The sequence below is a fragment of the Anaerostipes sp. AF04-45 genome, assembly GCF_003461725.1.
Lineage (GTDB): Bacteria > Bacillota > Clostridia > Lachnospirales > Lachnospiraceae > Anaerostipes > Anaerostipes caccae.
Genome location: NZ_QTXQ01000006.1, coordinates 230028 through 238038 on the forward strand (window position 1 = coordinate 230028; position 8011 = coordinate 238038).

At 41.7% G+C, this 8011-nt stretch carries 11 protein-coding genes and 1 tRNA gene; 5 read left to right on the plus strand and 7 right to left on the minus strand.

Annotation, left to right across the window (positions count from 1 at the left end):
* Positions 1-51: 51 nt before the first annotated feature.
* From DWV34_RS11230 to DWV34_RS11245, 4 genes are all read right to left on the minus strand, one after another.
* On the minus strand, positions 52-1098 hold the full coding sequence (locus DWV34_RS11230; protein ID WP_006565452.1) for a zinc-dependent alcohol dehydrogenase: 1047 nt from the start codon (positions 1096-1098) through the stop codon (positions 52-54).
* A gap of 37 nt (positions 1099-1135) precedes the next feature.
* The gene (locus tag DWV34_RS11235) at positions 1136-1969 is read right to left on the minus strand and encodes a PTS system mannose/fructose/sorbose family transporter subunit IID (protein ID WP_022261095.1); all 834 of its coding nucleotides are present in this window, start codon (positions 1967-1969) and stop codon (positions 1136-1138) included.
* Position 1970: 1 nt separating this feature from the next.
* Entirely contained in the window at positions 1971-2789 is an 819-nt protein-coding gene (locus tag DWV34_RS11240) for a PTS mannose/fructose/sorbose/N-acetylgalactosamine transporter subunit IIC (protein ID WP_009291142.1), read from the minus strand.
* A gap of 82 nt (positions 2790-2871) precedes the next feature.
* The gene (locus tag DWV34_RS11245; protein WP_006565456.1) at positions 2872-3351 is read right to left on the minus strand and encodes a PTS sugar transporter subunit IIB; all 480 of its coding nucleotides are present in this window, start codon (positions 3349-3351) and stop codon (positions 2872-2874) included.
* A gap of 293 nt (positions 3352-3644) precedes the next feature.
* Here DWV34_RS11245 and DWV34_RS11250 point away from each other — a divergent pair, with 293 nt between their 5' ends.
* Both DWV34_RS11250 and DWV34_RS11255 read left to right on the plus strand, forming a co-directional pair.
* Positions 3645-4355, plus strand: coding sequence for a ribulose-phosphate 3-epimerase (locus DWV34_RS11250; protein ID WP_022261096.1), 711 nt, complete (start codon positions 3645-3647; stop codon positions 4353-4355).
* An 80-nt stretch (positions 4356-4435) separates the two neighbouring features.
* Complete coding sequence (locus DWV34_RS11255; protein ID WP_006565458.1) at positions 4436-5320, plus strand: class II fructose-bisphosphate aldolase; 885 nt, start codon at positions 4436-4438, stop codon at positions 5318-5320.
* A 222-nt stretch (positions 5321-5542) separates the two neighbouring features.
* Here the strand turns inward: DWV34_RS11255 and DWV34_RS11260 are convergent, their stop codons facing one another.
* Positions 5543-5986: a PTS sugar transporter subunit IIA gene (locus DWV34_RS11260; protein WP_006565460.1), complete on the minus strand. Its 444-nt coding sequence runs from the start codon at positions 5984-5986 to the stop codon at positions 5543-5545.
* A gap of 318 nt (positions 5987-6304) precedes the next feature.
* Between DWV34_RS11260 and DWV34_RS11265 the strand changes: the two genes are divergently transcribed.
* Both DWV34_RS11265 and DWV34_RS17410 read left to right on the plus strand, forming a co-directional pair.
* Positions 6305-6742, plus strand: coding sequence for a manganese efflux pump (locus DWV34_RS11265; protein ID WP_225103668.1), 438 nt, complete (start codon positions 6305-6307; stop codon positions 6740-6742).
* A gap of 45 nt (positions 6743-6787) precedes the next feature.
* A complete protein-coding gene (locus DWV34_RS17410) occupies positions 6788-6937 on the plus strand; it encodes a hypothetical protein (protein ID WP_006565462.1) in 150 nt (49 codons plus the stop codon).
* Between the two features lie 23 nt (positions 6938-6960).
* Here the strand turns inward: DWV34_RS17410 and DWV34_RS11270 are convergent, their stop codons facing one another.
* Positions 6961-7434, minus strand: a complete 474-nt coding sequence (locus tag DWV34_RS11270; protein WP_006565463.1) for a pyridoxamine 5'-phosphate oxidase family protein — start codon at positions 7432-7434, stop codon at positions 6961-6963.
* 176 nt (positions 7435-7610) lie between these two features.
* Here DWV34_RS11270 and DWV34_RS11275 point away from each other — a divergent pair, with 176 nt between their 5' ends.
* Complete coding sequence (locus DWV34_RS11275) at positions 7611-7787, plus strand: hypothetical protein (protein ID WP_022261097.1); 177 nt, start codon at positions 7611-7613, stop codon at positions 7785-7787.
* 40 nt (positions 7788-7827) lie between these two features.
* On the opposite strand, the gene DWV34_RS11280 is transcribed toward DWV34_RS11275, so the two are convergent.
* Positions 7828-7900 (minus strand) — tRNA-Trp (locus tag DWV34_RS11280).
* Positions 7901-8011: the final 111 nt, after the last annotated feature.

Sequence of the window (8011 nt, forward strand, 5' to 3'; positions counted from 1 at the left end):
TCTCTGCTTCATCCGCATCCTGACAGCGGCAACCAACAAGGTCACCCGTCTTTAGAATTTTAATACTACTCTGAACTTATCACCCTTAATGGCAGATTCAAATGCTTTCTGATAATCACTCAAATCATATACTTCACTGACAAACGGTTTTACATCCACAACTCCCTCTGAGAGCAGTCTCGTCGCTTTTGTAAAATCTACGGTGTTGGAGTTTGCAGTACCCATCAGCTTTGCACCGCTCTTGTGAAGCCAATCCGGGCTGATAGAGATCGGAGTATCCGGATAGAATGAACTGTAAAGTACCAGACGTCCGTTGTTAGCGACAGCTTTCACTGCGTCCTCAGCAACTTTAGAGATCGGTGTCGTATCAAACACAACCTGTGCCATGTTTCCGCCTGTGATTTCCTTTACGCGTTCTTCCAGTTTTTCCTTCGCCGGATTTACCGCATAGTTTGCGCCCAGCTCTAAGCCCAGCTTTGTTCTTTCTTCATTCGTGTCGGAGACAATGACAGAGGCTCCCCGTTTTGTTGCAAGGATCGTGTGCAGCAGTCCCATGATTCCGCATCCGATCACAACAACGGTGTCGCCAAATTGAATATCAGCAGTTTCTACACTGTGCAGCACACAGGATAATGGTTCTGTGATCGTTGCTTCTTCCGGTGTGATATCATGTAAATGAAACAGATTTGACGGATGTACTAAGAGATGAGAACTCAATCCGCCCATACCTTTCTCCGGAAGTCCCTCTAACTGTTTGCTGTGATCAAAATGTTCACAGTTCTGCTCATTTCCGCTCTTACACTGATAGCAGTTTTTGCATGGCAGCGTTACTCCGACTGCCACAAAATCACCGACACTCCACTGTCTCTGGTCCACATTTTTGCCCATCTTGACAATCTTCCCGACCATTTCATGTCCGCCGATAAACGGAAAATCTACTTTTTTTACTCCGGTATAAACCCTCTGCTCCCATGTGCAGATTGCACACGCATCTGTTTTTACCAGAACCATATCATCACTGACTTCAGGAATCGGATATTCCTGTATCTCAATTTGCTTTTCCCCTGTAAACACAAGGGTTCTTGCCATTTCTCCCATTGTTCTTCCTCCACGACGTTTCTGACAATTTAATATATTATGCACCTAAGAAGCCGACCGCACCTAATACAACTCCGATGACAACCAGAATCAACATAACAGTTGTGGCTTTCATCTTCTTGTTCTTCAGCAGATATAAGGTGAACAGCGTCACTGCCAGCGGTAAGATTCCCTGGAATAACTGATCAAATACTGTTTCCTGCACATTCATCTTCAATGCGCCCAGCTTGATGATCGCAGAACACTTAACAGTTACAAACTGTGCGGACAGAGCACCCAGTACGATAGCACCCATGGCCGATGCACCTGTGATCAGCATCTGAAGCTGGTTTCCGCCGAGAATCTTTTCAATACCTTCTTTACCTAAGCTGTATCCCTTCATCCAGCAGATATAAGCTACCGGGAACATGATACCGAACATTAACAATGTGTAGATAACCGGTCCCAGAAGATTTCCCTGAGATCCAAGGCTGATACCGAAAGCTAAGAGGATCGGTGTCAGTGTACCCTGCCATAATGTATCACCAATACCTGCAAAAGGTCCCATCAGACCGGTCTTTACACCGTTGATCGCCTCATCAGTGATCGGTGCGCCGTTTGCGCGCTCTTCTTCCATAGCCAGAACAATACCGGGAATAACACCTCCGATATGAGGCTCTGTGTTAAAGAACTGCATATGTCTTTGAATACATGCTTTATATTCATCCGGTCTGTCTCCATAAAGCTTTTTAATCACCGGCTTCATGGCAAATACGAGACCTGTTGCCTCCAAGCGCTCATAGTTGTAGTTTGCATGAGAGAAGAAGGTCCATCTCCAGAAGGCTTTTACGACTTCTTTTTTTGTTAAACTTCTTTTTGTTTCTTCAGCCATATTAAAAATCCTCCTCATCGTCTTCTATAGGTGCTGCTCCTCCGGAATCCCCGGCGGCTGCAGCCTGCGGTGTCTGGTTACTTAACATTGTGTAGAAATATCCGATAACTCCGGCTAATACTGCTACAGCGATTACCGGCAGTTTCAGATATACGACCAGAATAAATCCTACAAGGAAGAACAGGAGTGTACCAGGTCTTCCGATTGCACGAAGGTTCATGGCAATACCAAGAGCCGGAAGCAGTCCTCCGATTACGGTTAATACCGTCAGCGGGCGTCCTGTCAGTGAATCAATAATTCCTTTTACAGCCGTTGATCCAAAATAAGTTGCTGCGGTTGCCGGTACAACACAGAGCAGGAACATCAGGATTTGCGGCGGTACTACGTGCCAGAAACAAATTTTCTCAAGGTTTCCTTCTTCTGCTGCTTTATCAGCCATATGTACAAAGGTTACGTCCAAGGTCATATGTGCTACCCAGACCATCGTTCCGAGCAGTCCAAGCGGAAGAGCGATTGTTACTGCTGCTGCCGGGTTTACTCCTGCTGCCATTGCCCATGCGGTTCCAACTGTACCTGCAAGGCCCGGGTCCTGAGGAGCGGTTCCTCCTGCGGAGATAAATGCTACATACGGCAGGTTGATTGCTGCGCCGATGATACATCCTTGTACAGGGTCTCCTAAGATAAAACCTACTAAAGTTCCGGCTACCAGCGGTTTGTATACAACCGAGATACTTCCCAGCAGTGATAGCCATGGTGTACCGATATTACCCAGGTAATAAACGATACCAATCAAAAGCGCTTGAATTAATGTAATTTTCATACTTAACCTCCTTTATTCGTCGCTTTCATTGATAGTTTCTCATATGGTTCTGTTTCTCTTGTTGGTTATGTAGTCTGTCCCTCTAAAGCATCTTTGAAATGTCGGTTTCGCTGTCTTCGGCAATGATCCTCACACCTATTTTAGATCCTGCCTCCACTAATTCTTTCAGCATTTTCTTTTCTTCTTCTGAAGCGGAAATGTTGCGGAAGAACTTTGTGCGGTCACCGCTTACTCCCATGCCTCCGATATTGACGTGATCAAAAACAATTCCCTCACTCATCAGGCGATATAATGTTTTTGGATATTTTACAAGGATAATACATTTGTCTCCTGCAAAACCTTTCTTTAATCTTGCTGCTGCCTTTTCCACTGTGAATGTTGCCAGCTTTACATTTGCCGGCACGCATGTTTTCAGCACGCTCTTCATAAATGCGTCATTTGCAACTTCATCATCAATAATCATGATTTTGTTTGCACTGGTGTAATTCAGCCAGGAAGTCATAACCTGACCATGAATCAGTCTGTCATCAATCCTCACTAATACAATACCATCGATCTTCATAATGCCTGCTCCCTTCGTTAGAAAAATATGAACTCTTACTCATTTTTTGGCTGCCCTTCAATACAACCACTGGTTATATTCTATATTACCACTACTCACTAAAATGTCAACTTTTTTTATGATATTTCGCTCTTTTTGTGAAAAGTGACTTAAATTTATAAAAAATATATAAACATTATACAAACTTCATGACCATCGGTTATATTTATTGCATTCCTGTATTTTCTTTCTTATACTGAACAGTAAGAAACAACTTATTCTCATTTTATATAGAAGAAAGGAAGGTTTCATCCATGAGACAGCTTATATTAAATCCACCCTGTGTTTCTGCTTCTGTATCCTGTATGGATTTACTTCATTTAAAGGAACAGATTGTGGAAACCGAACAGTCCGGCATATCATTTTTCCACTATGATATGGTAGACGGAAAGTTTAACAAATGCTTCATTTTAGGGGATACATTATTAGAAATGATGCGTTCGGAGGTAACCCTGCCCATCGAGGCGCACCTGGCCGCATACAATCCCGATGCTTATATTGAGCGCTTTGCGAAACTGGGTGCAGATTATATAGCCGTGCACTACGAAGCTATGGAGCATCCGCTGAAAACCTTTGATCTGATAAGGAAATTTGGTGCCCAGCCTGTATTAGCCTTTAAATGTGATACTGCTCCTCCGGACGATTTCCTTGCTTTGGCAAAAGAAGTTCCCTGGATCTTAAAGCTTACTGTCAATCCGGGCTTTTCCGGTCAAACCATGCAGCAAAACAGTCTCGGACATATTAAAGAGATGAGACACAGACTGTCAGAAGCCGGGATGTCTGTCTCCATCCAGGCTGATGGAAATGTCAATCCCTCAACGGTAAATACCCTTTACCAGGCCGGGGCCGACATATTTACCGGTGGTACTTCCGGTCTGTTTAAATCCGGGCATACAGTCAAGGAGAATAAAGAGATCCTGCTGTCCGTTCTTCACTCTCAAACCAATCAGTATTACCATTGGTAATTTTGCATTTGACTTTATTATTACCATCGGTTATAATTTTGTTATAGCCAAGTAATGAATGATTCACGGAGGTATAAGATATGCTAGTAACAATGAAAGAAATTTTAGAAGATGCAAAAGAGAAAAAGTATGCTGTCGGCGCATTCAATGTTCCTAATCTGGAATCTATACAGGCAGTGATCTCTGCCGCTGAAGAACTCAATGTTCCTGTCATTATCCAGCATGCAGAGGTGCATGAAAACTTAATCACTATGCAGGAAATTGGGCCAATCATGCTGGACTATGCAAGACGCGCTTCTGTTCCTGTATGTGTTCATCTGGATCACGGTGCTTCCTTTGACTTATGCGTTCAGGCAATCCGCCTTGGATTTACATCTGTTATGTATGACGCTTCTGCAAAGAGTTATGAAGAAAACTTTGAAGAGACAAAAGAAATGGTCAAGATCGCACATGCCGCCGGCGTGTCCGTTGAAGCCGAATTAGGGCATATCTTTACTTCAGCCGTAGGAGGCGGAGAAGGACGCGGAGCTGTGGGAGCCGAAGACTTTGCGTCTTTGGAAGACTGCTATACAGATCCTGATACAGCAAAGGCATTCGTAGAAGGAACTGGTGTTGACGCACTTGCCATCTCTTTCGGTACCACTCACGGTGTTTACCTGACAGAGCCAAAACTTGACTTAAACCGTATCACAGAAATCAAAAATAAGATCGATATTCCATTCGTAATGCATGGAGGTTCCGGTGTTTCTGATGAAGACTTCAAGACTTCCATCCAGAACGGAATTACTAAGATCAACTACTATACATACAGCGCCATGGCTGGCGGAAACAAAGTTCGTGAATTCATCAACGCTGCCGGAGATGAGAAGGTATTCTTCCATGACATCATTGCTGCCGGCAAATCTGCCATGAAAGAAAACGTAAAGGCTGCTATGAAAGTTTTTGCAAGCAGTATCTTAGATTAAATTTGGTAACTCTAACTCATTTTTGTTGGTTGGGCATCCGCTTTTTGTGGGTGCCCTTTTTAATTAAACTGATCCATTTTGTTTTATGGATGGGCAAAGTAGGCAAGCCGCCTCATCTCCCCAACTCCTGATTCTTTGAAGGGCTTGACAACTTTGCGTGAAAGTCTTTCCTGAAGAATAAAAAATGCAGCCGGTTTTTCCGGCTGCATCCATAAAGCTAATTTAAATTTCGTCTTCTTCTGTATCCTCACTCTGCTGTTTTACCATGTCCGCATACATGTCATGCAGCAGAATCGGCGGCTGATTGCCAACCTCAACACACTCGTCACATAAAGAATCCAGATCCATTCCTTCTCTCATCATGACCGCCTGAACTACCATCGCCATATTCATACCTGCAATGGCTTTCATATGATCCTTTTTCGAGAAGCACCTCATAACGGTATTGGATGGTGTTCCTCCAAGGATGTCTACGAATACCAGCACACCGTCTCCATCATCCAGCTTGTCCATTGCAGCTGTAATCTTACCTTCAAATTCATCGACTCCGTCTCCGTGATATAAGCCGACAGTCTCGACCTTTTCCTGCTTTCCGGCAATCAGTTCCACTGCGCTTAACAGGCCCTCAGCAAATCCTCCATGAGTAGCAATTAAAATACCGACCATTTTTATCCTCCTTGATCTTACTTTTTTGATATTATTATTATACTATATTTCCAACAATATTACAACTGGTAATATAAATATATTACCAGTTGTAATAATATTTTTATTTAGAACTGATTTTTACTTTTGCCATATTATATATAAAACAACAAAATAAAAGGATTTCATATGCATCTAATATCTGTCATTTTATTTTCGATCTCAGCGAATATCGATGCTTTTTTTCTTGGCGCCGCCTATGGCACTAAGGGATGCCGGTATCATATTGTAGATAATATTACAATTTCTTTTCTCACTTCCATAGGAACCTTCCTATCTATGTTCCTGGGGGAATGGCTGGTGAGCATCCTATCAATTTCCACAGCAAATACCTTTGGCTGCCTGATTATTATTTTTCTCGGTATCTGGATGATGATGGATTACTTTTTTAAAAAGAATGTACCGGATGATCTTTCTGAAAAAGAAAAAAAGGCCTTGGCTACTGGCCGCACCAAGCGGCACGCCATGCCTATTGCTTCTTTAATTGCTCTTTCAATGGCGCTGACCTTAAATAACCTTGGTCTTGGCTTTGGTGCCGGAATTACCGGATTAAATCCATATCTTACCTCAGCCTTCACATTTTTTTTCAGTTTATTCTTTCTCACAACAGGTATGGCCGCAGGAAAAAGATTTCTGTCTGATATTTTCGGAAACTATGCTGCTTTAATTTCCGGCCTTTTAATCTTGATTTTAGGTATTTATGAATTATTTATTTAATAAGAATCGTTATGTTTGCCCATACTATTCTATGAGGTGATAAAGATGTCTTATGTTTCTCCTGAGCTTCGTCCAAAATTTGAAACGCTCAGTATCGAATTAAAGGATATGATCCTGGAACGCAACGTGGAGTTAAATACAATTCACGACCTCATCCGTGTTCTGGAGGAAATTGTTGCAGAGTCAGAGGGCTGATCCCCGGCTCTGCAATGCAGTTTCTAATGGATATTATTTCGCCTCTTTCCGACCATATCTGTAACTGTCATTTTTAAAACAGTCGTTACTTTTATCATATCTGTATTAAATTTAAAATCCTCTGCATGGTAATGTCTCATTAATATCTTCAGCGCTTCATATTTATCTTCTTTAGGTACAAATTCTATGATTCCATGTCCGGTAATACTTGCATACCCCATAGTACAGCTCATTCTCTCTTCATAGAGGATAAAGTTGTGGTCACAGTCCATTTCAAATGCCGCACGATTGTCTTTTGTAATCAAATCTAGTTTTTTCCCTTTCATGGCGGAATGAAAATAGAGTAAAACTTTATCTTCTTGTATATCTAGTCCAAAGTTCAGCGGAACAATATAGGGAAATTCTTCATCATTCAATGCAATCCTGCAAACATCACATTTTTTCATGATCTCAAGCATTTCATTAAAATCTGTAATTTCTCTGTCTTTTCTTCTCATATTTTAGATCCTTTCCAATTTCCTATTCACCGAACACTATCTCATCTTCAGCCCTTTTTGTTGTTTTGTCAATAGCATGAGTTTTTTATCTTTTCAAAGACACTCTGTTAATTTGAAAATCTTTCATCTTTTCTTCTGATTTGGAGATAATATAAATGCAGAAAAAGGAGGCCGATATGAAAAAAGCAAGAGGCGATAAAGAAATCAATACAATTCCAAAAGGGTCCTATGAGGCCGGTATCACAAATCATGCGCTTAAAAAAAGCAATGACACGGCATCAGCTGATCCCGGAACAGATGCACAGGGAAACGGATATCCTACGGATAAAAAAACTGACTGTGATAATAAGTAAAAGAAAAAGTCTAGGAAAGTTAATTTCCTAGACTTTTTAACAGGGGCAGAAGGACTTGAACCCTCGACCTGCGGTTTTGGAGACCGTTATTCTACCAACTGAACTATGCCCCTATATACAGCAAAAAGATAAAAAATACTTTTATTTTTTATCCCGCTTTTTCATTTTATGTACCTTCAAAACTACATACAGAACGTTCCATCAAACTTACTCCTTACCTTTCC

Bases quoted from the DNA above. Each gene is read 5' to 3' on its own strand.
- DWV34_RS11250 (WP_022261096.1), top strand. From the start codon at position 3,645: ATGAGACAGCTTATATTAAATCCACCCTGTGTTTCTGCTTCTGTATCC.
- DWV34_RS11235 (WP_022261095.1), bottom strand. From the start codon at position 1,969: ATGGCTGAAGAAACAAAAAGAAGTTTAACAAAAAAAGAAGTCGTAAAA.
- DWV34_RS11260 (WP_006565460.1), bottom strand. From the start codon at position 5,986: ATGGTCGGTATTTTAATTGCTACTCATGGAGGATTTGCTGAGGGCCTG.
- DWV34_RS11240 (WP_009291142.1), bottom strand. From the start codon at position 2,789: ATGAAAATTACATTAATTCAAGCGCTTTTGATTGGTATCGTTTATTAC.
- DWV34_RS11275 (WP_022261097.1), top strand. From the start codon at position 7,611: ATGAAAAAAGCAAGAGGCGATAAAGAAATCAATACAATTCCAAAAGGG.
- DWV34_RS11245 (WP_006565456.1), bottom strand. From the start codon at position 3,351: ATGAAGATCGATGGTATTGTATTAGTGAGGATTGATGACAGACTGATT.
- DWV34_RS11255 (WP_006565458.1), top strand. From the start codon at position 4,436: ATGCTAGTAACAATGAAAGAAATTTTAGAAGATGCAAAAGAGAAAAAG.
- DWV34_RS11265 (WP_225103668.1), top strand. From the start codon at position 6,305: ATGTTCCTGGGGGAATGGCTGGTGAGCATCCTATCAATTTCCACAGCA.
- DWV34_RS11270 (WP_006565463.1), bottom strand. From the start codon at position 7,434: ATGAGAAGAAAAGACAGAGAAATTACAGATTTTAATGAAATGCTTGAG.
- DWV34_RS11230 (WP_006565452.1), bottom strand. From the start codon at position 1,098: ATGGGAGAAATGGCAAGAACCCTTGTGTTTACAGGGGAAAAGCAAATT.
- DWV34_RS17410 (WP_006565462.1), top strand. From the start codon at position 6,788: ATGTCTTATGTTTCTCCTGAGCTTCGTCCAAAATTTGAAACGCTCAGT.